The organism is Dietzia maris (assembly GCF_036287335.1).
GTDB classification, from domain to species: Bacteria; Actinomycetota; Actinomycetes; order Mycobacteriales; family Mycobacteriaceae; genus Dietzia; species Dietzia cinnamea.
In genome coordinates this window covers 1,871,478-1,897,096 of the sequence record NZ_CP143053.1, presented here as the reverse complement: position 1 = coordinate 1,897,096, position 25,619 = coordinate 1,871,478, and the positions used below count along the sequence as shown (strand labels likewise).

The following is a 25,619-nucleotide window of genomic DNA, read 5'->3' as shown; positions in this document are numbered from 1 at the left end:
GTGGGTCCCGACCGTCCGAGCCTGGCCCAGCGGGAGCGGAGCGCTCTCGTCGAGACGATGCGCGCCGTCGGGCCGGACGCCCCCACGCTGTGCGAGGGATGGACGACAAGGGACCTGGCCGCCCACCTCGTCGTACGAGAGGGGCGGCCTGACGCCGCGGCCGGGGTCGTGGTCCCCGCGTTCGCGGATCGGCTCGAGCAGATCCGGCTCCGTGAGGCCGAGAGACCGTGGGAGGAGCTCCTGTCCGCGATCGCCGCGGGCGCGCCGTGGTACTCGCCGTTGCGCTACGCGGACCGCGTGGCCAACACGGCCGAGTACCTGGTCCACCACGAGGACGTCCGACGCGGCGGACCGGGGTGGACCAGGCGCGGGTTCGACCTCGAGGACCTCGAGCGGGTCTGGACGCTGGCCACCACCGTGGCGCGCACGTTCCTCCGCAAGGTCGACGCCCGCGTGGATCTGCGCACCCCTTCCGACATCGGCTCCGCGAAGATCGCACCGGTCTCGACGGGCGCCGCGTTGGCGCCCTTGGTGAGCGTCTCCGCCGATCCGGTCGAGCTGCTGCTGTGGGCGTTCGGTCGAGACGAGGTCGAGGTCGACTTCTCCGGAGCGCAGCGGGGGATCGACGCGCTGCGGGCCGTTCCGCGAGGCCTGTAGAAGAGCCCCCCGCCCGTGTGGCTGCTGTTACCGGTGGTGCCTGAGACGATAGAGTGACGGTCATGGCATCCACCTCGAGCACGCGATCCTCCCGTGCCCCCGGCGGCCGACGTCCGGCTCCGACATCGGGAGCGAAGCGATCGACCACGTCCACCTCGTCGTCGTCACGGGGTGGCGGTTCCCGGCGTGGAGCGGTGGTCTCCACGCCCAAGAAGGGCACGCGTGGCGGCGCGCGGACGGCATCCCCGGCGCCCGAGCGGACCTCCGGTGCGTTCGGCGCCGTGGGCCGCGGCCTGCGCGGGGGATGGTCGGCGGTGGCCAAGGGAGTCGGGCACGGTGTCCGTGGCCTCGGAGGAGGGGACGACGACGACAAGGTGATCCCTCCGCACCGCCGGGACGGCCTCGGGCTCGTCCTCATCGGCATCGCTATCGTCTTCGCCGGCGCCGTGTGGTTCGGCGCGGCCGGGCCGGTCGGGGACTGGATCGACACCGGGATCCGCACGATCGTCGGCACCCCCGGCGCGTTGCTACCCCTGCTGCTGGGCGGGTGGGGCGTGCTCGTCATGGCGCGTGAGCCGCGACCGGACGTGCACTCGCGCTGGCTGGTCGGCGCCACTATCACCGCTCTGGGCGTCCTGGGCCTGTGGCACCTCGGCTCCGGCTCGCCGACCGATCCGGGCGGCGTGCGCTCCGGCGCCGGCGTCCTCGGCCGGATCGTGGGCGGCACGCTCGAGGCCGGGTTGTCGGTGTTCGTCGCCGTCCCGTTGCTCGTCCTCCTCGTGGCGTTCGGCGTCCTCGTGATCGTGGGTAGGCCGGCTCGCGAGATCCCCGGCATCGTCCGTGGCTTCTTCGGCTGGGACGGCAGTGGCGACATCGTCGACCACGACTACGACGACGCCGAGGGGGACTGGGACGACGAGGCGACCACCGCGTATCCGATCGCCGAGACCACGGGGCAGGAGGACTCCGGGCGTGCGGCCACGCGGCGCAGCTCGCGGCGGCGCGTCGCCGCCTGGTCCGACACCCCCACCACGGGCGAGACCGTCGAGATGCCGCGGGCCTCTCGCGGCGCCACACAGGCACGGGACACCTCCGACGCGGACCTCCCCGGTGACGGCGCGACGCTCGACGACGAGACCCCGGCGCCGACCCGCACCCGGCGCGCCCCGCGCCGGACCGAGGTCCTGCCGGCCGGCGAGGACCCGGCGGCCGACCCCACGTCGGCGGCCGACCCCGCGGCCCGTGCCGCGGCGGAGGAGGCCCCCACCCGAGTGGCATCACCGCGGACCTCCGCACCCACGCCCGCGGCCCGTGCGTCCGCGCCCGCCCCGGTGACGCCCGCGGTGGACACCTCGGCCGTGCCGCAGACCAACACGCCGTCGACGCACACGGCCGCCGAGAGCGACACGGAGCGGCTCTCCTCGCAGACCCAGCTCCTCAGCGGCATCGACTACGCGCTGCCGCCGGTCAGCCTGCTCACCGCCGGCGACCCGCCCAAGGCGCGGAGCGAGTCCAACGACCAGATGATCGAGGCCATCCAGGGCGTTCTCGAGCAGTTCAAGATCGACGCCGCCGTCACCGGTTTCACCCGCGGCCCGACGGTCACCCGCTACGAGGTGGAGCTCGGACCGGGCGTCAAGGTCGAGAAGATCACCGCACTGCACCGCAACATCGCGTACGCGGTGGCGACGGACAACGTGCGACTGCTCGCGCCGATCCCCGGCAAGTCCGCCGTCGGTATCGAAGTGCCCAACCTCGACCGCGAACTCGTCCGGCTCGCCGACGTCCTCACCGACCCCAAGACCGCGAGCAAGCACAACCCCATGCTCATCGGTCTGGGCAAGGACATCGAGGGCGACTTCGTCACTGCCGACCTCGCCAAGATGCCGCACCTGCTGGTCGCCGGCTCGACCGGCTCCGGTAAGTCGAGCTTCGTCAACTCGATGCTCGTGTCGCTGCTCACGCGCGCCACCCCGGACGAGGTCCGTCTCATCCTCATCGACCCCAAGATGGTCGAGCTCACGCCGTACGAGGGCATCCCGCACCTCATCACGCCGATCATCACGCAGCCCAAGAAGGCGGCCGCGGCCCTGGCGTGGCTCGTGGAGGAAATGGAGCAGCGCTATCAGGACATGAAGTCCACGCGGGTACGGCACATCACCGACTTCAACGAGCGCGTGAAGTCCGGGGCCATCACCGCGCCGCCCGGCAGCGAGCGGGTCTACCGCCCGTACCCGTACATCGTGGCCGTCGTCGACGAGCTCGCCGACCTCATGATGACCGCACCGCGCGACATCGAGGACGCGATCGTCCGCATCACCCAGAAGGCGCGCGCCGCCGGCATCCACCTCGTGCTGGCCACGCAGCGGCCGTCGGTCGACGTGGTCACCGGCCTGATCAAGACGAACGTGCCGTCGCGGCTGGCGTTCGCCACCTCGTCACTGACGGACTCGCGCGTCATCCTCGACCAGGCGGGCGCCGAGAAGCTCATCGGTATGGGTGACGGCCTGTTCATCCCGATGGGCGCCTCCCGCCCCATCCGTATGCAGGGCGCGTTCATCACCGACGAGGAGATCCACGAGGTCGTCGACTACGCCAAGAACCAGGCCGAGCCGGAGTACGACGAGTCCATCACCGCCGCGAAGGACGACGGCAAGAAGGACATCGACTCCGACATCGGGGACGACCTCGACGACCTGCTCGCCGCGGTCGAGCTCGTGGTCTCGAGCCAGTTCGGCTCCACCTCGATGCTCCAGCGCAAGTTGCGCGTGGGGTTCGCCAAGGCGGGCCGCCTCATGGATCTCATGGAGTCCCGCGACATCGTGGGCCCCTCGGAGGGGTCCAAGGCGCGCGAGGTCCTGGTCAAGCCCGAGGAGCTGGCGTCGGTGCTGTGGATGATCAAGGGCGGGACCCCGCCCGAGGACGATCCCGGCGAGCAGCCCGCCGAACTCGACGCGCCGGCCGAGACGCCGGTCGGATAGCGGTCAGGAGAAGGCGCCGAAGACGGGCCTCCACTCCCGCACCGTGATCTCCGAGACCATCCCGCGTAGGCAGTGGGGGTCGTCGTTCACGAGGGAGCGCGCGGCCTCGTCGTCGTCGGCCTCCACGAGCAGCAACGCGCCTGAACCGTCGACGAACGGTCCCACGGACCGGATGGCGCCGGCGGTGACCTGCGCGTCCAGCCACTCACGGTGGGCGGGTTTGTTGGCCTCGCGCTCCTCGCTCTGGGCGGCCTCGTAGCGGTAGGTGACGGCGAACAGCGGCATGGGTGGCTCTCCCTCGGGGGTCGGCGGTGACGGGCGGGGGTGCGCCCGGGGCCAAGGGTATTCCCCGGGGTCTCGCTAAGGTGTGGGGGTGACTGCTTCCACGCGCGAGGACGGCCGCCCGGCCGCCGACGTCCCCGTTCTCAACATCGCGAACGTCCTCACCGTGCTGCGGATCCTCCTCGTGCCCGTCTTCGTCGTGATGTTCTTCGTCGCGGGCGCCCAGGAGCCGTGGTGGCGGGTGGGCGCGTTCGTCGTCTTCGCCGTGGCCATGCTCACCGACTACGTGGACGGCTACCTCGCGCGGCGGCTCGGCCTGGTGACCGACTTCGGCAAGATCGCCGACCCGATCGCGGACAAGGCGCTCATCTCCGCCGCACTCATCTCGCTGTCCCTCGTGGGCGAGCTGTTCTGGGCGGTGACCGTCGTGATCCTCGTCCGCGAGGTGGGTATCACGCTCTGGCGCCTGTTCGGCGTCGACTACGTGGTGGCCGCCAGCAAGGGCGGCAAACTCAAGACCGTGACCCAGACCCTCGGCGTGGGAATGCTCATCCTGCCGCTGCCGCACTGGGTGTGGCCCGCCGAGTGGGTCGTCATGGGCATCGCCGTGGCGCTGACCGTGTACACGGGCGTGGACTACCTGGTCAAGGCCAGGCGGGCCGCGCTCGTGCGGAGCTGAGACCGGTATGGACGCCGTACCGCCGTCGCCGGACACCGCCCCACCGTCACCGGCCGCCGCGGCGGCCGTCGCCGCGCTCCGCGACCGCGGGTGGACGCTGGGCACTGCCGAGTCCCTCACCGCCGGGTTGCTCGCCGCGACCGTCGCCGAGGTTCCTGGCGCGAGTGCCGTGCTGCGCGGGGGACTGGTCGTCTACGCGACCGCCCTCAAGCACGAGCTCGCCGATGTGCCCACCGACGTCCTCGAGCGCCACGGCGCGGTGTCCCCGGAGACCGCACGCGCCCTCGCCACGGGCGCGGCACGACGCTGCGGGGCGGAGGTGGGCGTGGGACTGACCGGCGTCGCCGGGCCCGACACCCAGGAGTGCAGACCGGTGGGCACCGTGTACGTGGGCCTGACGACCCCGGACCGCGCGGCGTGGTCGGTGCCGCTGTCCCTGTCGGGCGGCCGGTCCGCGATCCGCCGCGCGGCCTGCGAGTCGGCGTTGGCGCTGGTCGTCGCCGCGGCCGGTGGGGATACGGGGGGCGACGACGGCGACGGGAACGAATCCGGGAACTGACGCGTTGTACCGAGTGATGCCGAACATCCAGATGACCACACTGCCCCGACCGGACCAGCCCGGAGCGACTCCGCTGCTGCGCGAGACCCTCGGTACCGTCCTGCGCGGGCTTCGCGGGGAGACGGGTCGGACCCTGCGTGACGTGGCCGACGCCGCGCGGGTCAGCCCGGGCTATCTCTCCGAGATCGAACGCGGCCGCAAGGAGGCCTCGAGCGAGCTCCTCGCCTCCATCTCGGGGGCGCTCGACGTATCCCTGGGCGAGATCCTCATCCGCGCCGCGCTCGAGGTCTCGCCTCCCGGGACCCTCGCGGAACCCGTACTCGCGGCCTGACAGTGCCGCCGCGTCGCCCGGTGGTCGCACACGGGCGTCGTTCGGTACCGTGGAACAGACCCGTCGTCCGAATCGGCAGAAGGACACTACGCAGCGATGGCCAATCCGTTCACCAAGGCATGGCGCTACCTCATGGCGTTGTTCGATTCGAAGATCGACGAGAATGCTGACCCCAAGGTTCAGATCCAGCAGGCGATCGCCGACGCGCAGCGCCAGCACCAGCAGCTCTCGCAGCAGGCCGCGGCGGTGATCGGCAACCAGCGTCAGCTGGAGATGAAGCTCAACCGGCAGCTCGCGGACATCGAGAAGCTCCAGGGGTCGACCCGCCAGGCGCTGCAGATGTCCGAGCAGGCGCGCAACAACGGCGACATGCAGAAGGCCACCGAGTACGAGAACGCCGCGGAGGCGTTCGCCGCGCAGCTCGTGACCGCCGAGCAGAACGTCGAGGATCTCAAGGGTCTTCACGACCAGTCGCTCCAGGCCGCCGCGCAGGCCAAGAAGGCCGTCGAGCAGAACGCCATGGTTCTGCAACAGAAGGTCGCCGAGCGCACCAAACTGCTCAGCCAGCTCGAGCAGGCCAAGATGCAGGAACAGGTCAGCGCCTCCCTGCAGTCGATGTCGGAGCTGTCGTCGGGCGGCAACACCCCGAACCTCGACCAGGTCCGCGACAAGATCGAGCGTCGCTACGCCAACGCCCTCGGCTCCGCCGAGCTCGCGCAGAACTCCGTGCAGGGCCGGATGCTCGAGGTCGAGCAGGCGTCGACCCAGATGGCCGGTCACAGCCGCCTCGAGCAGATCCGGGCGTCGATGAAGGCCGAGGGCGGCCAGCTCGGCCAGGGCTCCGGTGCCGCCGGTCAGATCGGCCAGGGCCAGTCCCAGCCGGCCACCCCGCCGCAGCAGCAGGCGCAAACCGAACAGCAGTGATTTCTGGGCAACGGGCCGTCGGCGAGCGTGCCGGCGGCCCGTTGTCGTCCGCAGGGGAGGGTGAGACGTGACGCTGACCGAGTTCCAGGCACGCACGGTCGAGGCGTTCGGTACGCTGCGCGCCGACCATCTGGTGCGCTCGCACCACCTGGCGGCGTGCGGCGGTAGGACCGCACGCGAGGCAATCGACGCGGGGGAGTCCGTCAAGCGCGTGTGGCTCGCACTGTGCGACGAGTTCGAGGTGCCCGAGCATCTGCGCTAGGCGGATCCGCGGGGCGTGTCCCTCGACCTCGAACACCCGTTCGGCTACACTCAAGGGTATGTGATGGCGGGTCCACCGTCCACAGGGATCCACAGGGCGTGCCTCCTCCACAGGGGGAGGTCGCCGGATACGGCGCGAGGGGTTCGTGTCGTACCCGGCAGCTAACGTCCGCGAGTGAAGACCACACAGACCGATCGGCCGGAGGCCGGGGGTCGGACCGAGAACGGAGCATGAGATGGCAGGCAAGGCCAAGGCGGGCTCGAGCAAGCCCGGAGCCGCCCAGAACCGCGAGCAGGCGCTGGAGCTGGCTCTGGCGCAGATCGACAAGGCCTACGGCAAGGGCTCCGTCATGCGGCTGGGCGATGACACCCGGCCGCCGGTCCAGGTCATCCCGTCGGGCGCGCTGTCGCTCGACGTGGCACTGGGCGTGGGCGGGTTCCCCCGGGGCCGCGTCGTGGAGATCTACGGCCCGGAGTCCTCGGGTAAGACCACGGTCGCGTTGCACGCCGTGGCCAACGCCCAGGCGGCCGGAGGCATCGCGGCGTTCATCGACGCGGAGCACGCGCTCGACCCGGAGTACGCCCGCAAGCTGGGCGTGGACACGGACAATCTCATCGTCTCGCAGCCCGACACCGGTGAGCAGGCGCTGGAGATCGCGGACATGCTGGTCAAGTCCGGCGCGATCGACATCCTCGTGATCGACTCCGTCGCGGCGCTGGTGCCGCGTGCGGAGATCGAGGGCGAGATGGGTGACAGCCACGTCGGCCTGCAGGCCCGGCTCATGAGCCAGGCGCTGCGCAAGATGACCGGCGCGCTGCACAACACCGGCACCACCGCGATCTTCATCAACCAGCTGCGCGAGAAGATCGGTGTGATGTTCGGTTCGCCGGAGACCACCACCGGCGGTAAGGCCCTCAAGTTCTACGCGTCCGTCCGTCTGGACGTCCGCCGCATCGAGACCCTCAAGGACGGCGCCGACGCGGTCGGTAACCGCACCAAGGTCAAGGTCGTCAAGAACAAGGTCGCACCGCCGTTCAAGATCGCCGAGTTCGACATCCTGTACGGCGAGGGCATCAGCCGCGAGGGCTCGCTCATCGACATGGGTGTGGACAACGGCTTCATCAAGAAGTCCGGCTCCTGGTTCACCTACGGTCAGGACCAGCTGGGCCAGGGTAAGGAGAACGCTCGCCGCTACCTCAAGGACAACCCGTCGGTGCGGGACGAGATCGAGCGGAAGATCCTCGACAAGCTCAACATCGGTGCGGGCGCGGAGATCGCGGAGATCGAGGCGGAGTCCGATGAGGACGCTCCGATCGACGTGGTGCCCGTCGACTTCTGATGCCGGGCCGCTCCACGCGGTCGGGCCGGTCCGGCGGGCCGGGCCCGGCCGGCGGGGGCATCGACGCGGACGGGTTGCGCGCCGCCATCGCCGCCGTGGAGTCGCGGCCCTCGAGCACCGCGGACCTTCCCCCCTTGGCACCGGAGGCGCACGAAGCCGCCACGTCCGCCCTGCGGCTGCTGCGACATCGGCCGCGCAGTGAGCACGAACTCCGTCAGCGGTTGATCGCCAAGGAGTTCGCGCCGTCGGCCGTCGACGAGGCGCTCGATCGCGTCCGTGCGTGGGGCCTGCTCGACGACGCCGAGTTCGCCGCCGAGTGGGTCCGCGGACGCCGGCGCCGCCGCGGCCGCTCGCGCGGGGCGCTCGAGCGGGAGCTGCGCGACAAGGGCGTGGCCGAGGGACACATCGCGAACGCGGTGGCCGATATCGACGAGTCCGACGAGCGTCGGCAGGCGACTGAACTCGCGCGCGCCCGGCTCGGCAGACGCCCGGCCGCCGCGCTCTCCGGGCCCGAGGCGCAGGGCGAGCGGCGGCGGCTCGTCGCATTCCTCGCCCGGCGGGGTTATCCCACGGGGTTGGCGATGTCCGTCGTGGACGCCGAATTGGCGGCCCACGCCTCGCCCTGAGTACCCTGGCCTGCGTGGATTCTCTCGTGACCGACCTGCATCCGGCGGCGGAGAACGCCCCCGCCGAGGGCGTGGACCGCCGCACCTACCAGGTGCGCACCTTCGGATGCCAGATGAACGTCCATGACTCCGAACGGCTCTCCGGGGTGCTCGACGCCGCCGGCTACGTGCCCTTCGAGGGCGACGCCGACCCGGCCACCGGCAGCCTGCCGGACCTCGTTGTGTTCAACACTTGCGCGGTCCGTGAGAACGCCGACAACCGGCTCTACGGCACCCTCGGCCATCTGCGGCCGTGGAAGGACGCCAACCCCCGACTACAGATCGCCGTCGGCGGATGCCTGGCGCAGAAGGACAAGGACGCCGTCGTCTCGCGGGCGCCGTGGGTCGATGTCGTGTTCGGCACCCACAACCTCGGGCACCTGCCGACCCTCCTCGACCGCTCCCGGCACAACGAGCGGGCCGAGGTGGAGATCGCCGACTCCCTGCAGCACTTCCCCTCGACCCTGCCGGCGACCCGTGACTCCGCCTACGCCGGCTGGGTCTCCGTCTCCGTCGGCTGCAACAACACCTGCACGTTCTGCATCGTGCCGTCCCTGCGCGGCAAGGAGGTGGACCGCCGCCCCGGCGAGGTCCTCGCGGAGATGCAGGCCCTCGCCGACGAGGGCGTACTCGAGGTGACGCTGCTCGGCCAGAACGTCAACGCCTACGGACGGTCGTTCCACGACCCCGACGAGCCGTCCGACAAGGGCGCGTTCGCCAAGCTCCTCCGCGCGGCCGGCCGGATCGAGGGCATCGAGCGGATCCGCTTCACCTCGCCCCACCCCGCCGAGTTCACCGACGACGTCATCGAGGCCATGGCCTCCACCCCGACCGTCTGCCCGCAACTGCACATGCCGCTGCAGTCCGGCTCCGACCGCGTCCTGCGCGCCATGCGGCGCTCCTACCGCTCCGAGCGCTTCCTCGGCATCATCGATCGCGTCCGCGCGGCCATGCCGCACGCCGCCATCACGACCGACATCATCGTCGGCTTCCCCGCTGAGACCGAGGAGGACTTCCAGGCGACCCTCGACGTCGTCGAGAAGGCCCGGTTCTCCAGTGCCTTCACCTTCCAGTACTCGCCCCGCCCCGGCACCCCGGCGGCCACGATGGAGGACCAGATTCCCAAGACCGTGGTCCAGGAGCGGTACGAACGGCTCATCGCCCTCCAGGAGCGGATCACCCTGGAGGAGAATCAGGCGCAGGTCGGGCGCGTCGTCGAACTGCTCGTCACCGCCGACGAGGGCCGCAAGGACGCCGCCACCGCCCGCATGACCGGCCGTGCCCGCGACGGTCGCCTCGTGCACTTCGCGCCCGTCGGAGAAGCCGCCGACCGGGTGCGCCCCGGCGACGTCGTCACCACCCGCGTCACCGCCGCCGCCCCGCACCACCTGCTCGCCGACGACGGTGTCCTCAGCTACCGCGCCACGCGCGCCGGGGACCGCCACGAGGAGGGCCGCAAGCCCGAGACGCCACCGATCGGCGTGGGGCTGGGGCTGCCCACCCTGCGCCGCGAGACCGCCCCCGCCGCCACCATCGAGAAGGGATGCCCCACGTGAGCACCGACGACGACCGACGCGACCCTATCGCAGGGATCATGGAGGTCACCCGCAACGCGGAATCGGAACTGCGCTCGAAGGACCGCATCCTCGGACGCACGCTCGTGATCGGCCGGGCCTACCTCGCCTCGGCCGTCCTCATCGTGCTGCTCGCCGCAGCGCTCGCGCTCCCGCACAGCGACGGCGTCCGCGGATTCGACGTCCTGTTCTTCACCGACGTGGCCCGCGAGCAGTACACGTCGCTACCGTCCCACCTGTTCGTCCTCCTGTACTCGGTGGGCACCATCGTCTTCGGCGCCGTAATGATCCTGACGCAGAAGTGGTGGGCCGCCGGCATCGCGTGGAGCACGGCCTGTGTGGCCGCCGTGTACGGCGTGCTGGCGATCTGGCTGCGCCAGTCCGGCCGCGGGCCCAACGCGGACTTCCAGGACTTCGGCGGGCCGGGCTTCGGCCTCTACCTCAGCGAACTGCTCGTGCTGGCGCTGGTCGCCACCCTCGCCGCGGTGCTGTGGTCGCGGACTCCCGAGCAGCGACAGCTGGAAGAGGACGCGCGGCACGGCGACGGGGCCTGACCACACCCGCGTAGACGCCGGGAGCCCGGCCGGGGTCACCGGCCGGGCTCCCGGCGTCTGTTCGTGCCACCGTCAGCGGGTGTCGACCGCCTTCTCCGCGGCCTCGGCCCACTCACGCCACTGCGCGGCCTGCGCACGCGCACTCTCGGCGTCCCTGACCTTGCCCGCGGCGTCCGCCTTGGCGGCCTGCTCCTCGAAGTCGCGGACCCGGTCCCAGAACTGGCCGGCACGCGCCTTGGCCTCAGGATCCGTGCGGCGCCACTCGGTGTCCGCCGCGTCCGCGACCGCCTTCTCCAGCGCACGGATACGACCCTCGAGGCGACCCATCTTGTCGCGCGGGACCTTGCCGATCTCCTCCCACCGGGCCTGCAGGTCCCGCAGCGCGGACCGGGCGGCGGCCAGATCGGCGGCCGGGTCGATCCGGCCCTCGAACTCGGCGAGCAGAGCCTCCTTGGCCTCGGCGTTCGCCTCGAACTCCGCGTCCCGCTCGGCGGCCGCAGCATGCCGCGCGTCGAAGAAGGAGTCCTGGGCGGCCTTGAACCGCTTCCACAGCGCGTCGTCCGCCTCACGCGGTGCGCGGCCCGCGGCCTTCCACTCGTCCATCAGCTTGCGGAAGGCCGTCGCCGTGTCGTTCCAGTCGGTCGACCCGGACAGCGCCTCCGCGCGCTCGACGAGTTCCTCCTTGACACGCTTCACCGAGGCCCGGTTGCGATCCAGCTCCGCGAAGTGGGAGCCGCGCCGGCGGTTGAACGCCTCGCGCGCCTTGGAGAAGCGCTTCCACAGCGCGTCGTCCGTCTTGCGGTCGATCCCGCGGATCGTCTTCCACTCCTCGAGGATGTCCCGGAGACGGTCACCCGCGGCCTTCCACTGGGTCGAGGACGCGCCGATCTCCTCGGCCTCGGCCGCCAGGGCCTCCTTGCGGGCGATCGCGGCCGCACGTTGCTCGTCCTTGCGCTGACGGGCGCTGGCCTCGACCTCCGTGGACCGTTCGATCACCGCCGCCAGACGCGCCGCGAGCGAATCCAGATCGCCCACGGCCGCGGCGGTCGGGATCTGCGCCGCGAGCGCCTCGGCCGAGGCGCGGGTCTTGCGCGCGTCCTGCGGGTGCGATTCCAAACGCGTCTCCAGCAGGGACACCTCGGCCGCCAGGTCGTCGAAACGGAGCCCGAAGTGGGCCAGCCCCTCCTCGGGAGCCCCCGCCTGCCAGGAGCCCACCTGGCGCTCACCGTCACCGGTGCGCACGAACACCGCGCCCGTCTCGTCGACCCGACCCCACTGTGACGGGTCGGAACCGCGCGTCGTCCGGACATCGGTCGCGGGAGCGGGCCGCGGAGCCACCTTCCGGGCGAGCGCCGCGGGCGACGGTGCGCCCGGCCGTGGCCCGGGTCGCGGACCCGGTGCCGGGGTCGCCCCGCCGTCGCTCGCTCCGCCCGTGGCGGTGGGTGACTGCTCGGTCATCTCGTCCTCATTTCCTTCTGCCGCGTGCCACGGCACCGTCGCCGGGATCGCACCGGACGTCGCCTCGCCGCCCCGGCTCGGACCGGCGCGGCATCCTCCTAGTGTGTACCAACCGTCGCGCGGGTGTCCGCCGTATCCCCGGGTACGCCCCACCGGGCCCACCCGGCGTCACGGGGCGGCGTCCTGCGACGGTGTCGTACGCGGTCAGTAGGGTTTCGAGGTGTGAACACGTCAGTCGTCCTGGTCCCCGGTGCACCCGCGCTCGTGCCCGTGCTCTCCGGGAGCGCGGCCGCCGACTCCGCACGCCAGGTGGACGAGATGGTCCGCGTGCTCCGGCGTGCCGCGGAGGACGCGACCGCGGTCAGGGTCGTGGGCGCGGACAGCGGCGGACGCTCACTGGGCGACGTCCGCTCGACGCTCGCCCGGTGGGGGGCCGACGTGCCGGTCGGACGGCCCGGTGCCCCGCCGGCGCCGCACGAGGCGGTTCCCGATGCCGCGCTGATCGCGTGGTGGCTGCTGGACCGCGCACAGATCGGCCTGACCAGGGGCTTCACCGGCGTGACCGGGCCCTCGCCCACCACGCCGCAGGTCGCGGCGGACGACCTCGTCGTCGTCGTCGCCGACGGACCCGCCTCCCTCGCGCCGCGCGCCCCCGTCCCCGAGGACCCGCGCGGCGTCGCCCTGGACGCCCGGCTCGGCCGGTGGCTCCGGGACCCCGGCGAGCTTCCCGACCACGGGGCGGCCGTCGCCGAGGAGATCGGGTGGTGGAGCCGTCCCGCCTGGCTCGTCCTCGCCGACCTCGTGGGCGGGCGCGCCGCGCGAGAACGGCTGTCCTGGGCGCCGTTCGGTGTCGGCTACCACTGCGGGTGGTGGTCATGACCGGCCCGGCCCCCGTCGCCGTGATCGGGCCCACGGGCACCGGCAAATCGGAGCTCGCGCTGGATCTGGCCGAACGCCTCGGCGGTGAAGTCGTCAACTGCGACGCGATGCAGCAGTACCGCGGCATGGACATCGGCACCGCCAAGCTCAGGCCCGAGGAGCGTCGCGGCATCCCGCATCACCGACTCGACGTCCTCGATGTCACCCACACCGCGAGCGTCGCCGACTTCCGCGATGAGGCCGAGCGGGAGATCGCCGGGATCCGCGACCGGGGACACGTGCCGATCCTGTGCGGTGGGTCGATGATGTACATCCAGGCGCTCGTGGACGGGTGGAGCATCCCCGACACCGATCCCGAGGTGCGTGCTCGCTACGAGCGGCGGCTGGAGGAGATCGGCGTCCGCGCCCTGCACGACGAACTCGCACGGGTCGACCCCGAGGCGGCGCGGACCATCCTGCCCACCGACCCGCGGCGCACCGTCCGCGCACTGGAGGTCGTCGAGCTCACGGGGCGGCCGTTCTCCGCGTCCCGACCGACCATCGGCGAGCCGCGATTCGGCACCCGTCTGATCGGCCTGCGGTGCGCGCTGCCCGAGCTCGACGACCGGCTGGCCGCCCGGACCTCGACGATGTTCGCCGACGGGCTCGTCGAGGAGGTGCGGGGCCTCGTCGGAGTCGGGCTCCTCGAGGGCGTCACGGCCCGCCGGGCGATCGGCTACGCCCAGGTCCTCGACGAGATGGACGACGCCCTGCGCATCGACGACGACGGGCTGGCCCGTGCGGAGGAGCGGACGGTCATCGGCACCCGCCGCTACGTCCGCCGTCAACGGTCCTGGTTCGGCCGCGACCACCGGATCCGGTGGATAGACACCGACACCCGCGACCGGGCCGACGACGCCCCGCGCCCGCTGGACGCGGCGCTGCGGATCCTGGGGGAGGGATCCCGATGACCGCGCCCGGCGGCGGGCGGTCCCGCGTCCAGTCCGTCGACCGCGCGTTCTCGCTGCTCGACGCCCTGTGCCGCCGCGGCGGGCGCGCCAGCCTCGGTGAACTGGTCGCAGACACCGGTCTGGCCGCCGCGACCGTCCACCGGCTCTGCGGCACCCTCGCCGAGAGCGGACACCTCCGCCGTGACGCCGGCCGCGGCTACCTCCTCGGCCCCCGCCTCCAACGGATCGGGGACGCGGCCGAGCGCGCGACCGCCGCGTGGGCGGAGCCCGTGCTGCGGGCCGTCGTCGAGGGCACCGGGGAGACCGCCAACCTCGCCGTCCGGGAGGGCGACGGTGTTGTCTACCTCGCCCAGGTGCCCTCGCCCCACTCGATGCGGATGTTCACGGAGGTGGGGCGGCGCGTCGAGGTCCACTGCACGGCGGTGGGCAAGGCCCTCGTGGCGGGCGATGACGACGCCGAGATCCGCGCCATGTTGGAACGGGCCGGCATGCGCCGCTACACCGATTCGACCCTCGTCGAGGTCGGTGCACTGATCGAGCAGATCCACGAGGTCCGACGCCGGGGCTTCGCCACCGACGAGTCCGAGCAGGAGGAAGGGGTGCGGTGCGTGGCCATCGCCGTGGGCACGGGCGACGCCGCGTTCGCGATCTCCGCGTCCGGGCCCGAGGCCCGGTTCACCCGGGACCGCAGGGACGCCGCCGTCGACATCCTCAGGGCCGCGGTGGAGGGCCTCCTCGGCTGACCGACCGTGCCGGCGTGGCGCCGTCCCGATACAGGAAATCCGCTACCCCCGGCCCGGATTCGCTACCTCTGCAGGGGTAGCGGATGCCGAGGGGGAGTAGCGGATTCCCGCAGGGGTCAGAGCCCGTTGGCGGTCTTGAACTCGCGGCGACGGCGGTGCAGGATCGGCTCGGTGTAGCCCGACGGCTGCGTGGTGCCCTCGAGGATCAGCTCGCGGGCAGCCTGCCAAGCGATTGAGGACTCGACGTCCGGCGCCATGTTCCGGTAGGCGTCGTCGCCCGCGTTCTGCTTGTCGACGACCTCGGCCATACGGCGCAGCGAATCTTCCACGAACTCTGCCGTGACGATGCCGTGGCGGATCCAGTTGGCCAACAGCTGCGAGGAGATCCGCAGGGTGGCTCGGTCCTCCATGAGGTTCACGTCGTGGATGTCCGGCACCTTCGAGACGCCGATACCCTGCTCGACCCAGCGGACGACGTAGCCCAGGATGGTCTGGCAGGAGTTGTCGACCTCCTCCTTCTTCTCCTCGTCCGACCAGTCGGTGTTCGGGGCGAGCGGCACCGTGAGGATGTCGTCGACGCTCGCGCGACGACCGCCGGCGAGGAGCTCCTCCTGGCGGGCCAGGACGTCGACGCGGTGGTAGTGGGTCGCGTGGAGGGTCGCACCGGTCGGCGACGGGACCCAGGCGGTGTTGGCGCCGGCCTGCGGCTGGCCGATCTTCTCGGCGAGCATCTCCGCCATGAGGTCGGTCTTCGCCCACATGCCCTTGCCGATCTGCGCGCGGCCCCGCAGACCACACGCCAGGCCGGTGTCGACGTTGAAGTCCTCGTAGGCGTTCATCCAGCGCGCGGACTTCATCTCGCCCTTGCGGATCATCGGCCCGGCTTCCATGGAGGTGTGGATCTCGTCGCCGGTGCGGTCGAGGAACCCGGTGTTGATGAACACGACACGCTCCGTCGCCTCCGCGATGCAGGCGGCGAGATTCACCGACGTGCGGCGCTCCTCGTCCATGATGCCGACCTTGAGAGTGTTGGTCGGCAGGCCGAGGAGCTTCTCGACGCGGCCGAACAGCTCGGTGGTGAACGCGACCTCGTCGGGCCCGTGCTGCTTGGGCTTGACGATGTAGATCGACCCGCTGCGGCTGTTGCCGCGCTCGTTGCCCTCCGCGATCCCGTGCATGCCCGCCAGCGCGGTGATCAGCGCGTCGAGGATCCCCTCGGGGAGCTCGTTGCCCTCGGCGTCCAGGACCGCGGGGTTCGTCATGAGATGGCCGACGTTGCGGACGAACAGCATCGAGCGCCCGTGGAGGCGGACCTCCCCGGAGCCGTCCGGAGAGGTGTAGACGCGGTCGTCGTTGAGGACGCGGGTGAACGTCTTGCCGCCCTTGCTGATCTCCTCGGAGAGGTCACCCTTCATCAGGCCGAGCCAGTTGCGGTAGCCGAGCGTCTTGTCCTCGGCGTCGACAGCGGCGACGGAGTCCTCGAAGTCCATGATCGTCGTGACGGCGGACTCGAGGACCACGTCCTTGACGCCGGCCGCGTCCGTCGAGCCGATGGGGGAGTCCGGGTCGATCTGGATGTCGATGTGCAGGCCGTTGTTGCGCAGCAGCACCGAGGAGGGGCTGGCGGTGTCCCCGAGGTAGCCCACGAACTTCTCCGGGTCGGCCAGCCCGGTGGTCGCGCCGTCCGCGAGCGTGACCTGCAGCGTGCCGTCCACGACCGCGTACCCGGTGGTCCCCACGTGGCTGCCGGAGGCCAACGGCGCCGCGTCGTCGAGGAACTCACGTGCCCACTCGATCACCTTGTCGCCACGGACCTTGTTGTAGGAGTCGCCCTGTTCGGCGCCGTCGGTCTCGGGGATGGCGTCGGTGCCGTAGAGGGCGTCATAGAGCGAACCCCAGCGGGCGTTGCCGGCGTTGATGGCGAACCGCGCGTTGGTGACCGGCACCACCAGCTGCGGACCGGCGACGGTCGCGATTTCCGCGTCGACGTTCTCCGTGGTGACCGAGACCGACTCGGGCTCGGGCACGAGGTAGCCGATCTCCCGGAGGAACTCCTTGTACGCCGCCTGGTCGATCGGCGCCGGGTTCTCGTGGTGCCACGCGTCGATCTTCGACTGCAGCTCGTCCCGCACCGCGAGCAGCTCGCGGTTCCGGGGGGCGAGGTCGGCGAAGATCTCGGAGGCACCGGCCCAGAACGCGTCGGGGTCGACCCCGGTGCCCGGGATCGCCTGGGTGTTGACGAAGTCGTAGAGGACCTCGTCGACCTGGATACCGCCGACGGTGATGCGTTCGGACATCGATGCTCTCCTCAGGTAGGGGATCGTTCTCCCGACCGACTCTAATGTCCTCGTCGTGGCGCTTCATCCGCTATTTCCGCAGTGCGGAACGCCGGTCCGCCGCTAGTACGATCGCGACATGACTCCGGACCACAACACGCCGACGGCCACCGACGGCATCGCCTTCATCAAGGGCCACGGCACCCTCAACGATTTCGTGATCCTGCCCGATGACCACGCCGAGCTCGACCTCGACGAGACGCTGGTCCGCGCGCTCTGCGATCGACGCGGCGGGATCGGTGCCGACGGGATCCTCCGGATCGCCACCGCCGGCGCCCTCGTCGATCGCGGGGTCCTTCCCGCGCTACCGGACGGGGTCGACCCCGCGGACTGGTTTATGGACTACCGGAACGCGGACGGTTCGATCGCCGAGATGTGCGGCAACGGAGTCCGGGTGTTCGCCCACGCTCTGGTGGCCACGCACCGGGCCGACATCGGAACGATCGCCATCGGCACGCGTTCCGGGCCGCGGCCCGCGACGATTGTGTCCCGCTCCGGCGACGACGCCACGGTCCGGGTCGACATGGGCGAGCCGCGACTGCTCGGACTCTCCTCGGCAGAACTCGGCGGCCGCACCTTCGCGGGCGTGGCCGTCGACATGGGTAACCCCCACCTGGCCTGCGTCGTGCCCGGGCTGGACGCCGCGGCTCTGGCCGCCCTGCCGGTCGCCGACCCCCCGACCTTCGATCGCGACTTCTTCCCACACGGTGTCAACGTGGAGATCGCCACGCCCCTGACCGGGGGCCGGGTGACCATGCGCGTGCACGAACGGGGAGCGGGGGAGACGATGTCATGCGGGACCGGCATCGTGGCGACGGCGGTCGCCGCACTGGCCGACGCCGGACGCGGCAGCGGAGACGTCGTCGTGGCGGTACCGGGCGGGGAGGTCGAGGTCCACCTGGCCGACGGCGGTTCGACCCTCACCGGTCCGTCCGCGCTCGTCGCCAGCGGCCGGTTCCACGGCGGTGCGTATCACACGCCCGCATACGCGACACACGCGGCCCCGATGTGAGATGATGCTGGGGAATGACTATTGATCACACGGCCGTTGAGCGGCCGACACGCGACCTCGATCCATCCATCGGCGAACTGCAGCTCGAGGAGAGATCCTCGCTGCGCCGGGTGGCGGGTCTGTCAACCGAACTCCAGGACGTCAACGACGCCGAGTACCGCCAGCTCCGACTGGAGCGGGTCGTACTGGTCGGCGTGTGGACCGAGGGGTCCGCAGCCCAGGCGGACGCCGCGATGGCGGAGCTCGCCCAGCTCGCCGAGACGGCGGGCTCCGAGGTCTGCGACGCTCTCATCCAGCGCCGCGACAAGCCGGACGCGGCGACCTTTATCGGCTCGGGAAAGGTGAGCGTTCTCAAGGACGTCATCGCCGCGACGGGTGCCGACACCGTCATCTGCGACGGTGAGCTCACCCCGGGTCAGCTCCTGGCGCTGGAGAAGGCGGTCAACGTCAAGGTCATCGACCGGACGGCGCTGATCCTCGACATCTTCGCCCAGCACGCGACCAGTCGCGAGGGCAAGGCGCAGGTCTCCCTGGCGCAGATGGAATACATGCTCCCTCGTCTCCGCGGGTGGGGTGAGTCGCTCTCCCGCCAGGCGGGTGGCCGGGCCGGCAGCAACGGTGGCGTCGGCCTCCGTGGCCCCGGTGAGACGAAGATCGAGACGGACAGGCGCCGCATCCGCGAGCGGATGGCGAAGCTGCGTCGCGAGATCAAGGGCATGAAGCAGTCCCGCGACACCAAGCGCTACCGCAGGCGTGCCACGCCCGTTCCGTCGATCGCTATCGCCGGATACACCAACGCCGGCAAGTCGAGCCTGCTGAACCGGATCACCGGCGCCGGCGTCCTCGTACAGAACGCGCTGTTCGCCACCCTCGATCCCACCACCCGCCGCGCCGACCTCCCCGACGGGCGATCGGTCGTGTTCACCGACACGGTCGGCTTCGTCCGGCATCTGCCCACGCAGTTGGTCGAGGCGTTCCGGTCCACGCTGGAGGAGGTGGTCGACTCCGAGCTGCTACTCCACGTCGTGGACGGTTCGGACGCGTTCCCCCTTCGTCAGATCGAGGCGGTCCGCAAGGTGATCAACGAGGTGGTGGAGGAGCAGAACGCCGAGCGCCCCCGCGAGTTGGTGGTCATCAACAAGATCGACGCGGCCGACCCGGTGGTGCTCACCGAGCTGCACCACGCCCTGCCGGACGCGGTATTCGTCTCGGCGGCCACGGGGCAGGGTGTCGACGAGCTGCTCGAACGGATCATGCAGATCGTGGCCTCCGGTGACATGGAGATGACTCTAGAGGTCCCGTACACGCGGGGTGACGTGGTCGCACGGGTCCACACCGAGGGTGCGGTCGTCGAGGAGGAGCACACCGACCGTGGCACTCGCCTGGTCGTGCGGCTGCCCGCCTCGGTGGCCGGTGAGCTCGGCGAATTCGTCTCGGACAGCAGTACGCGCGACGGGGCCGCCTGACCGGCCCCTGCGACGACGACGCCGCCTGACCCGATCGATCCCGGGCAGGCGGCGTCGTCGTCGAGGGCCGGTTCAGAGCTTGCGGAACACCGTGACGACCTTGCCCAGGATTGTGGCGTGCTCGCCCGGGATGGGACTGAAGGACGGGTTGTGGGGCAGGAGCCAGACCCCCGTGGAGTCCTTGCGGAAGGTCTTCACGGTCGCCTCACCGTCGATCATCGCGGCGACGATATCGCCGTTGTCCGCTACGTTCTGCCGCCGCACCACGACGTAGTCACCGTCGCAGATCGCCGCGTCGATCATCGACTCACCGACCACCCTGAGCATGAACAGGTCCCCGGACCCGACGAGGTCGGTCGGGAGGGGGAAGACCTCCTCCACGGCCTGCTCGGCCAGGATGGGGCCACCCGCAGCAATCCGGCCGAGGACCGGGACGTAGACGGGCTCGACCGCTCCGCTCGGACGACGGACCTCGCTGGTCGGCGACCGGCGACCCCGGGCCTTCTGCCCGGGCACCCCGTGGACGTCGACAGCCCGCGGCTTGTGCGGATCCCGGGTCAGGAACCCCTTCTTCTCCAGGGTCCGCAGCTGATGCGCTACCGACGACGTCGATTGCAGGCCCACCGCGTCCCCGATCTCGCGGATGCTCGGCGGATAGCCGCGCTCCTTGACCGTGTCGTGGATGTGCAGTAGCACGCTCTTCTGTCGGTCTGTCAGTGAGTCGAAGTCGGGCTTCGGCATCTCGGGTCCCTTCGGCGAATGGATGTTCGACGTCGTCATCTGTGTACACCCTATCGCCCCTCAGCGGGGAGCGCCACACACACGTTCGAAGTTTTTCGTCGCGGAATGGTGACCTTGTCGGAGTCGCGTGATACAACTCTAGGCGTATCGGGATTCGAACAGACGTACACAGAAACCCATACGGTTGTGCGAATCCGCTTCGCACACCGTATCGAGCAGGGAGTGGACATGACCATTCTGGAGATGCACTCGCACACCGACTCCACCGCGCGCTGGACGGAGATCTGCGCGGCAGAACACCGCGCTCCCGCACCGAGCGCGGACGGTGTCCGCCGGGATCCCGACCGGTCCGGTGAGCGTCAGACCCGTGGGCGTACCGGGACCCGACCCGGCGCGCGGCCGGTGGGCCGTCGCGACTCCGCCTCGCCCAACCGCGGCGCCTCCGCCGACCGGGTCGCCACCCTCGCACCGGCGCCCTCCCGCACACCGGCTCCGCGGCGGATCGTCCAGGCCCGCCCGGTGGCGTCCGACAGTGTGCGCGCCTGCCGCGTCGAGTCGTCGGCTCCGACCCGTGTCGTCGATGACGTGCCCGCCTGGGCACTCTTGGCCTGCGGCATCGCCTTCGGGATACTCATGCTCCTGGCCGTGGCGTTCCTCGGCGGGCCCGCCTACGCGTGACCGGCGCACCTGCCTCCTAGAATGAGTCGGGGACGGTGGTCAATCGTCCCCGCGTCCCGTGGTCCACGTCCCGGGAGGCGTGAAGTCCGGTCGACGAAGGGCCACACGGGAATGTACTGCCCTACATGCCACAACGAGGACTCCCGGGTGATCGACTCACGATCGGTCGACGAGGGTCAGGCCATCCGGCGCCGCCGGGAGTGCCCGGAGTGCGGGCACCGGTTCACGACGCTCGAGACGCCACTGCTGACGGTCCTCAAACGCAACGGTGTCACCGAGGCCTTCAGTCGCGACAAGGTGGTCCGGGGAGTTCGCCGCGCCTGCCAAGGCCGGTCCATCGATGAGGACGCCCTGCGGCGCCTCGCCCAGCAGGTGGAGGACACCGTCCGCGCTCGCGGCGCGTCCGAGGTGCCCGCCCACGAGATCGGTCTCGCGATCCTCGGCCCCCTCCAGGACCTCGACGAGGTGGGCTACCTACGCTTCGCCTCCGTCTACAAGCAGTTCAGCTCGGCCGACGACTTCGAACGCGAGATCATCGCACTCAGAGACCGCCGCGCGAGCCGCTGAGCCGCCGCGCGAACGTCTGACCCGCCGGGCGCTCAACGCCGGGCGCGGGGAGCGAGCGCGTTCGCGACCGCCTTGTCGATGCGCTCGGCCGACACCGGGCGGGCCGTGCCGAGGGACTGGGCGAACAACCCCACCCTGTATTCGGCCAGCAACCACCGCAGCTCGCGGGTCGCGCGCGCGCCGCCGGGCCGACGCCGCAGAGCCGCGCACGCCTCCTCGACGGTCTCCTCCGACCGCGCCAACCGGGCTGTCAGTTCCCGATGTCGGGCGGGGGACTTCTCCGCGAGGTCGAGTCGGACACCGACCGCCTTCACGTGCCGCTCCAGGTGCGGCAGCACGTCGACCGGATGACGCGCCAGGAAACCCTTACCCACCAGGAACTCCAGTGACGGTCTCACCGCCTCGGCGACCTCGGCCGGGGCCTCAGCCACACGCACGGACACCTCCTGCGCCGCCACCAAGGCGGGCACGACCGTCGAGATCGCCGATGCCACGGCCCCCGGCACCTCCGCCCTGGCGGCGTCCCGCAGTTCGGTGAACTCCGCCACCGTCAACACCGGCACGCCCTTACGTCGGGCGATGATGCGGCCGCACGCCGCCAGGGCGGCGTCCGAGACCAGTGCCTCGACGCCCCCGTGCGGGTACTGGGTCAGGGCCAGTCGCTGCTCGACCGGGCGGCCTCGCAGGATCGAGGAGGCGGAGACGAGGTCAGACGAGATGAGCGTGAGGACCGCCGACGCCTGCCTGGTCCGGCGTTCCTCCTCCGTCGCGCACGCGACCCGGTGGATGCCGTCCGCATCGACGCGCAGGGCGGGGTAGACCGTCACCTCCACACCGTCCACCGTGCCGGTGACCGACGGGGCGAGATCTCCGATGGTGTCGGCACTCCACTGGCGGAACGGCCCGTCGTCGGGCACGAGCCGGGTGTTGAGGGTGTCGCGCACCTTGTCCTGCAAACGCGTCCGCAGCGCCGCCAAATCCGTTCCGGACGCGACGACCTTCTCGCCGTCGACCACCTCGAACCGCACCCGCAGGTGATCGGGGAGCTGCGTGGGGTCGAACTCCCGCGGGTCGACCGTCGTCCCGATCCGCGCGGACAGCGCCTGTGCCAGGGCCACCGGCAGAGGAGCGGAGCGCGGGGTGACGTCGCGGGCGAGCAGAGCGGCGTACTCCACGGGCGGCGAGCAGAGCCGCCGGAGGTACTTGGGAAGGGTGCGCAGCATCTCCGTGTAGAGCTCTTCGCGGAGACCGGGGACCAGCCACTCGAAACCGGCGGTGGTCACCGAGGACAGCTGGGGTAGCGGGATGCGGACGGTGATGCCGTCGGCGTCGACGCCCGGATCGAACTCGTAGCGCAACTCGAATCGGCGGTCGCCCTGCTGCCAGAACGGCGGGAAGTCGCCGGCGTCGGGGGCGGCCTCCGAGGTGCGGATATCGGCGGGGGTCAGCCGGATCGAGTCCGGATCGCGGTGGCCGCGCTTCTTCCACCACGACTCGAGGTGACGGCCGGAGGTGATGTCGCCGGGGAGCCGCTCGAGGTAGAACGCCACCAGGGCCTCGTCGTCGATCACCAGGTCACGGCGACGGCTGCGGGTCTCCAGCTCCCTCGCCTGCGCCACGGCCTCGGCGTTCTCACGGATGACCGGCACGCGCGTGTCGAGGCGGCCCTCGACGATCCCGTGGCGGACGAGCATCTCCCGCGCCAGGGGAGCGTCCACCCGGGACAGCAACACGCGGCGTGCCTCCACGACCGTCAGGCCCAGCAGAAGGACCTTCTCGTAGGCCATGGCGGCGCCTCGGGCGTCCGACCAGTGCGGCTCGGAGTACTGGGTACGGGTGAGGTGGCCCCCGAGCTGCTCGATCCACGCGGGGTCGATTCGCGCCACGTCGCGGGCCCACAGCCGTGAGGTCTCCACGAGCTCAGACGCCATGACCCATCGGGGTGGCTTACGGGCCAGGTCCGAGCCGGGAAAGATCTGGAAGCGGATGCCGCGGGTGCCCCGGAACTCGCGGGCGTCCTCGTCGCGCATGCCGACATTGGTGAGCAGGCCGGTGAGGATCGCCTTGTGCAGGTCGTCCTCGGAGGCCTGGCCGGAGGGCGGGTGCCAGCCGCGTTCGCGGCACATGCTCCGCAGCTGGGCGTTGAGGTCCTGCCACTCGCGGATGCGCAGCCAGTGCAGGTACTCCGCCTTGCACATCTTGCGGAACGCGCTGCCGGAGAGCTCGCGGCGCTGTTCGGTGAGGTAGCGCCACAGGTTGAGGTAGCCCAGGAAATCGGACGTCTTGTCGGTGAAGCGACGATGGAACTGGTCGGCCTTGTCCCGCTCCTCCGCGGGCCGCTCGCGGACGTCCTGCACCGTCAGGGCGGCGACCACCACGAGCACGTCTCCCAGCGCCCCGTTGCGGTGGCCCTCCACCACCATCCGGGCCAGTCGGGGGTCGAGGGGGAGCGCGGCCATGTCGCGGCCCACCTCGGTCAGGTGCGGGCGTTCGTCGTCGTCGACCGTCAACGCCCCCAGCTCGGTGAGCAGGGTCATGCCGTCGCGGACCGCCTTGCGGTCCGGCGGCTCGACGAACGGGAAGTCGTCGACGGGACCGAGATCGAGGTCCGCCATCGACAGGATCACCGAGGCGAGGTTGGTGCGCAGGATCTCGGGGTCGGTGAACTCCGGTCGTGCCTCGAAGTCCTCCTCCGAGTACAGGCGGATGCAGATGCCGTCGGCCACGCGACCGCATCGCCCGGCCCGCTGCGCGGCGGAGGCCTGGGAGATCGGTTCGATCGGAAGTCGCTGGACCTTGGTACGGGTGGAGTACCGCGAGATGCGCGCCAGTCCGGTGTCGACGACGTAGCGGATGCCGGGGACGGTCACCGAGGTCTCGGCGATGTTGGTCGACAGCACCACCCGGCGGGTGGAGTGGGCGCGGAAGGCGCGCTGCTGCTCCGCGGCGGTGAGGCGCGCGAACAGCGGGAAGATCTCCGTGTTGCGGAATTTCCGGCCACGCAGCACCTCCTCGGCGTCGCGGATCTCACGCTCGCCCGAGAGGAAGACCAGAACGTCGCCGTCGTCCTCGCGCAGCAGTTCCGCCACGGCGTCGGCGAGCGCGTCGAGGGGGTCGAGGTCGATCACCCGGTCCCCGTGCTCGACCTGGAGCGGCCGGTAGCGGATCTCCACGGGGAAGGTACGTCCGGAGACCTCGATGACCGGGGCGGGGCGACCGTCGGGGCCCGCGAAGTGGCGGGCGAACCGTTCGGGGTCGATGGTCGCGGAGGTGATGATGAGCTTGAGGTCCGGGCGCCTCGGGAGAATCTGCTTGAGGTAGCCCAGGAGGAAGTCGATGTTGAGACTGCGTTCGTGTGCCTCATCGATGATGATCGTGTCGTAGGCGTGGAGCAGCCGGTCGCGGCGGATCTCCGCGAGCAGGACGCCGTCAGTCATGAGCTTGACCGAGGTGTCGGGTCCGGTGCGGTCGTCGAAGCGCACGGCGGAGCCGACGGGGCCGCCGATCTCCACGCCGAGTTCGTCCGCGATCCTCTCGGCCACGGACCGGGCGGCGAGGCGCCGCGGTTGGGTGTGGCCGATCATGCCGCGCACGCCGCGCCCGAGCTCGAGGCAGATCTTGGGGATCTGGGTGGTCTTGCCCGAGCCGGTCTCGCCGGCGATCACGACCATCTGGTTCTCGCGGATGGCCTCCGCGATCTCGTCCTTGCGCGCGCTGACGGGGAGCTGCTCGGGGTACTCGGGAGCGGGGATCGCCTCGGCGCGCCGCCGGACGCGCTCGGCGGCCTCGTCGACGCGGCGGGCCAGGTCGTCGAGTTGGTCGGCGCGGGCCCGGCGGATCCGGGGGCGGAGCCGGTGCGCGTCGAGGGTGCCGACCTCGTCGAGCCGGACGAGCAGATCGTGGCGGGCCCGGCGGAGCTCGGGTGGGGCTGAGGTGGACGACGGCATGGTGCCCGCCAGGATATCGGCACCCGGACCGGGTC

General features: G+C 71.1%; 23 protein-coding genes. 18 read left to right on the top strand and 5 right to left on the bottom strand.

Annotated features, from left to right (window positions below):
• Both VYL96_RS08720 and VYL96_RS08715 read left to right on the top strand, forming a co-directional pair.
• Entirely contained in the window at positions 1-657 is a 657-nt protein-coding gene (locus VYL96_RS08720) for a TIGR03085 family metal-binding protein (RefSeq protein ID WP_082767596.1), read from the top strand.
• A gap of 62 nt (positions 658-719) precedes the next feature.
• Positions 720-3,638, top strand: a complete 2,919-nt coding sequence (locus VYL96_RS08715) for a DNA translocase FtsK (protein WP_082767608.1) — start codon at positions 720-722, stop codon at positions 3,636-3,638.
• A 3-nt stretch (positions 3,639-3,641) separates the two neighbouring features.
• Here the strand turns inward: VYL96_RS08715 and VYL96_RS08710 are convergent, their stop codons facing one another.
• Positions 3,642-3,923 carry a YciI family protein gene (locus VYL96_RS08710; RefSeq protein ID WP_061227727.1) on the bottom strand — a complete coding sequence of 94 codons (282 nt, stop codon included), beginning with the start codon at positions 3,921-3,923 and terminating at the stop codon, positions 3,642-3,644.
• An 88-nt stretch (positions 3,924-4,011) separates the two neighbouring features.
• Between VYL96_RS08710 and pgsA the strand changes: the two genes are divergently transcribed.
• The 9 genes from pgsA to VYL96_RS08665 all read left to right on the top strand — a co-directional run bounded on the left by pgsA (position 4,012) and on the right by VYL96_RS08665 (position 10,807).
• Positions 4,012-4,599 (top strand): CDP-diacylglycerol--glycerol-3-phosphate 3-phosphatidyltransferase, encoded by a 588-nt coding sequence (gene pgsA, locus VYL96_RS08705; RefSeq protein ID WP_061227726.1) that lies wholly within the window; start codon positions 4,012-4,014, stop codon positions 4,597-4,599.
• Positions 4,600-4,606: 7 nt separating this feature from the next.
• Complete coding sequence (locus VYL96_RS08700) at positions 4,607-5,158, top strand: nicotinamide-nucleotide amidohydrolase family protein (RefSeq protein ID WP_061227725.1); 552 nt, start codon at positions 4,607-4,609, stop codon at positions 5,156-5,158.
• A 31-nt stretch (positions 5,159-5,189) separates the two neighbouring features.
• The gene (locus VYL96_RS08695) at positions 5,190-5,489 is read left to right on the top strand and encodes a helix-turn-helix domain-containing protein (RefSeq protein ID WP_371412126.1); all 300 of its coding nucleotides are present in this window, start codon (positions 5,190-5,192) and stop codon (positions 5,487-5,489) included.
• Positions 5,490-5,585: 96 nt separating this feature from the next.
• Positions 5,586-6,413, top strand: a complete 828-nt coding sequence (locus VYL96_RS08690; protein WP_061227723.1) for a PspA/IM30 family protein — start codon at positions 5,586-5,588, stop codon at positions 6,411-6,413.
• A 67-nt stretch (positions 6,414-6,480) separates the two neighbouring features.
• Positions 6,481-6,675, top strand: a complete 195-nt coding sequence (locus VYL96_RS08685; protein ID WP_061227722.1) for a DUF3046 domain-containing protein — start codon at positions 6,481-6,483, stop codon at positions 6,673-6,675.
• 235 nt (positions 6,676-6,910) lie between these two features.
• Positions 6,911-8,014, top strand: a complete 1,104-nt coding sequence (recA, locus tag VYL96_RS08680; RefSeq protein ID WP_007627535.1) for a recombinase RecA — start codon at positions 6,911-6,913, stop codon at positions 8,012-8,014.
• Positions 8,014-8,640 (top strand): regulatory protein RecX, encoded by a 627-nt coding sequence (locus VYL96_RS08675; protein WP_061227721.1) that lies wholly within the window; start codon positions 8,014-8,016, stop codon positions 8,638-8,640. Before recA ends, VYL96_RS08675 begins: the two co-directional genes overlap by 1 nt.
• A 26-nt stretch (positions 8,641-8,666) precedes the next feature.
• Entirely contained in the window at positions 8,667-10,235 is a 1,569-nt protein-coding gene (gene miaB, locus VYL96_RS08670) for a tRNA (N6-isopentenyl adenosine(37)-C2)-methylthiotransferase MiaB (RefSeq protein ID WP_082767595.1), read from the top strand.
• Positions 10,223-10,807 (top strand): Rv2732c family membrane protein, encoded by a 585-nt coding sequence (locus tag VYL96_RS08665; protein WP_061227719.1) that lies wholly within the window; start codon positions 10,223-10,225, stop codon positions 10,805-10,807. Before miaB ends, VYL96_RS08665 begins: the two co-directional genes overlap by 13 nt.
• A 72-nt stretch (positions 10,808-10,879) precedes the next feature.
• On the opposite strand, the gene VYL96_RS08660 is transcribed toward VYL96_RS08665, so the two are convergent.
• Positions 10,880-12,265, bottom strand: a complete 1,386-nt coding sequence (locus tag VYL96_RS08660) for a DUF349 domain-containing protein (RefSeq protein WP_131885032.1) — start codon at positions 12,263-12,265, stop codon at positions 10,880-10,882.
• 222 nt (positions 12,266-12,487) lie between these two features.
• Here VYL96_RS08660 and VYL96_RS08655 point away from each other — a divergent pair, with 222 nt between their 5' ends.
• Genes VYL96_RS08655 through VYL96_RS08645 form a run of 3 tightly spaced genes read left to right on the top strand, consistent with a single transcriptional unit; the run spans position 12,488 to position 14,837 of the window.
• A complete protein-coding gene (locus VYL96_RS08655) occupies positions 12,488-13,144 on the top strand; it encodes a class III extradiol ring-cleavage dioxygenase family protein (RefSeq protein ID WP_061227717.1) in 657 nt (218 codons plus the stop codon).
• Positions 13,141-14,094, top strand: a complete 954-nt coding sequence (miaA, locus tag VYL96_RS08650; RefSeq protein ID WP_061227794.1) for a tRNA (adenosine(37)-N6)-dimethylallyltransferase MiaA — start codon at positions 13,141-13,143, stop codon at positions 14,092-14,094. The genes VYL96_RS08655 and miaA overlap by 4 nt, the downstream gene beginning before the upstream one ends.
• Positions 14,091-14,837: an IclR family transcriptional regulator gene (locus VYL96_RS08645; protein ID WP_061227716.1), complete on the top strand. Its 747-nt coding sequence runs from the start codon at positions 14,091-14,093 to the stop codon at positions 14,835-14,837. Before miaA ends, VYL96_RS08645 begins: the two co-directional genes overlap by 4 nt.
• Positions 14,838-14,953: 116 nt before the next feature.
• Here the strand turns inward: VYL96_RS08645 and VYL96_RS08640 are convergent, their stop codons facing one another.
• Positions 14,954-17,134 (bottom strand): malate synthase G, encoded by a 2,181-nt coding sequence (locus VYL96_RS08640; protein ID WP_061227715.1) that lies wholly within the window; start codon positions 17,132-17,134, stop codon positions 14,954-14,956.
• 118 nt (positions 17,135-17,252) lie between these two features.
• On the opposite strand from VYL96_RS08640, the gene dapF reads away from it, so the two are divergent.
• On the top strand, positions 17,253-18,185 hold the full coding sequence (dapF, locus tag VYL96_RS08635; protein WP_061227714.1) for a diaminopimelate epimerase: 933 nt from the start codon (positions 17,253-17,255) through the stop codon (positions 18,183-18,185).
• 14 nt (positions 18,186-18,199) lie between these two features.
• Entirely contained in the window at positions 18,200-19,651 is a 1,452-nt protein-coding gene (gene hflX / locus VYL96_RS08630) for a GTPase HflX (protein ID WP_061227713.1), read from the top strand.
• Between the two features lie 72 nt (positions 19,652-19,723).
• On the opposite strand, the gene lexA is transcribed toward hflX, so the two are convergent.
• Positions 19,724-20,392: a transcriptional repressor LexA gene (lexA, locus tag VYL96_RS08625; RefSeq protein WP_043566147.1), complete on the bottom strand. Its 669-nt coding sequence runs from the start codon at positions 20,390-20,392 to the stop codon at positions 19,724-19,726.
• Positions 20,393-20,620: 228 nt separating this feature from the next.
• Between lexA and VYL96_RS08620 the strand changes: the two genes are divergently transcribed.
• Together VYL96_RS08620 and nrdR are read left to right on the top strand one after the other, a co-directional pair.
• Positions 20,621-21,070, top strand: coding sequence for a hypothetical protein (locus VYL96_RS08620; protein WP_063973517.1), 450 nt, complete (start codon positions 20,621-20,623; stop codon positions 21,068-21,070).
• Between the two features lie 111 nt (positions 21,071-21,181).
• Positions 21,182-21,637 (top strand): transcriptional regulator NrdR, encoded by a 456-nt coding sequence (gene nrdR, locus VYL96_RS08615; RefSeq protein ID WP_007626979.1) that lies wholly within the window; start codon positions 21,182-21,184, stop codon positions 21,635-21,637.
• 32 nt (positions 21,638-21,669) lie between these two features.
• On the opposite strand, the gene hrpA is transcribed toward nrdR, so the two are convergent.
• Positions 21,670-25,584 carry an ATP-dependent RNA helicase HrpA gene (hrpA, locus tag VYL96_RS08610; RefSeq protein ID WP_061227712.1) on the bottom strand — a complete coding sequence of 1,305 codons (3,915 nt, stop codon included), beginning with the start codon at positions 25,582-25,584 and terminating at the stop codon, positions 21,670-21,672.
• Positions 25,585-25,619 lie beyond the last annotated feature (35 nt).

Bases quoted from the DNA above. Each gene is read 5' to 3' on its own strand.
- lexA (WP_043566147.1), bottom strand. From the start codon at position 20,392: ATGCCGAAGCCCGACTTCGACTCACTGACAGACCGACAGAAGAGCGTG.
- VYL96_RS08665 (WP_061227719.1), top strand. From the start codon at position 10,223: ATGCCCCACGTGAGCACCGACGACGACCGACGCGACCCTATCGCAGGG.
- VYL96_RS08660 (WP_131885032.1), bottom strand. From the start codon at position 12,265: ATGACCGAGCAGTCACCCACCGCCACGGGCGGAGCGAGCGACGGCGGG.
- VYL96_RS08640 (WP_061227715.1), bottom strand. From the start codon at position 17,134: ATGTCCGAACGCATCACCGTCGGCGGTATCCAGGTCGACGAGGTCCTC.
- VYL96_RS08710 (WP_061227727.1), bottom strand. From the start codon at position 3,923: ATGCCGCTGTTCGCCGTCACCTACCGCTACGAGGCCGCCCAGAGCGAG.
- recA (WP_007627535.1), top strand. From the start codon at position 6,911: ATGGCAGGCAAGGCCAAGGCGGGCTCGAGCAAGCCCGGAGCCGCCCAG.
- hrpA (WP_061227712.1), bottom strand. From the start codon at position 25,584: ATGCCGTCGTCCACCTCAGCCCCACCCGAGCTCCGCCGGGCCCGCCAC.
- VYL96_RS08700 (WP_061227725.1), top strand. From the start codon at position 4,607: ATGGACGCCGTACCGCCGTCGCCGGACACCGCCCCACCGTCACCGGCC.
- miaA (WP_061227794.1), top strand. From the start codon at position 13,141: ATGACCGGCCCGGCCCCCGTCGCCGTGATCGGGCCCACGGGCACCGGC.
- VYL96_RS08715 (WP_082767608.1), top strand. From the start codon at position 720: ATGGCATCCACCTCGAGCACGCGATCCTCCCGTGCCCCCGGCGGCCGA.
- VYL96_RS08695 (WP_371412126.1), top strand. From the start codon at position 5,190: ATGACCACACTGCCCCGACCGGACCAGCCCGGAGCGACTCCGCTGCTG.
- VYL96_RS08690 (WP_061227723.1), top strand. From the start codon at position 5,586: ATGGCCAATCCGTTCACCAAGGCATGGCGCTACCTCATGGCGTTGTTC.
- nrdR (WP_007626979.1), top strand. From the start codon at position 21,182: ATGTACTGCCCTACATGCCACAACGAGGACTCCCGGGTGATCGACTCA.
- VYL96_RS08645 (WP_061227716.1), top strand. From the start codon at position 14,091: ATGACCGCGCCCGGCGGCGGGCGGTCCCGCGTCCAGTCCGTCGACCGC.
- dapF (WP_061227714.1), top strand. From the start codon at position 17,253: ATGACTCCGGACCACAACACGCCGACGGCCACCGACGGCATCGCCTTC.
- hflX (WP_061227713.1), top strand. From the start codon at position 18,200: ATGACTATTGATCACACGGCCGTTGAGCGGCCGACACGCGACCTCGAT.
- VYL96_RS08675 (WP_061227721.1), top strand. From the start codon at position 8,014: ATGCCGGGCCGCTCCACGCGGTCGGGCCGGTCCGGCGGGCCGGGCCCG.
- VYL96_RS08620 (WP_063973517.1), top strand. From the start codon at position 20,621: ATGACCATTCTGGAGATGCACTCGCACACCGACTCCACCGCGCGCTGG.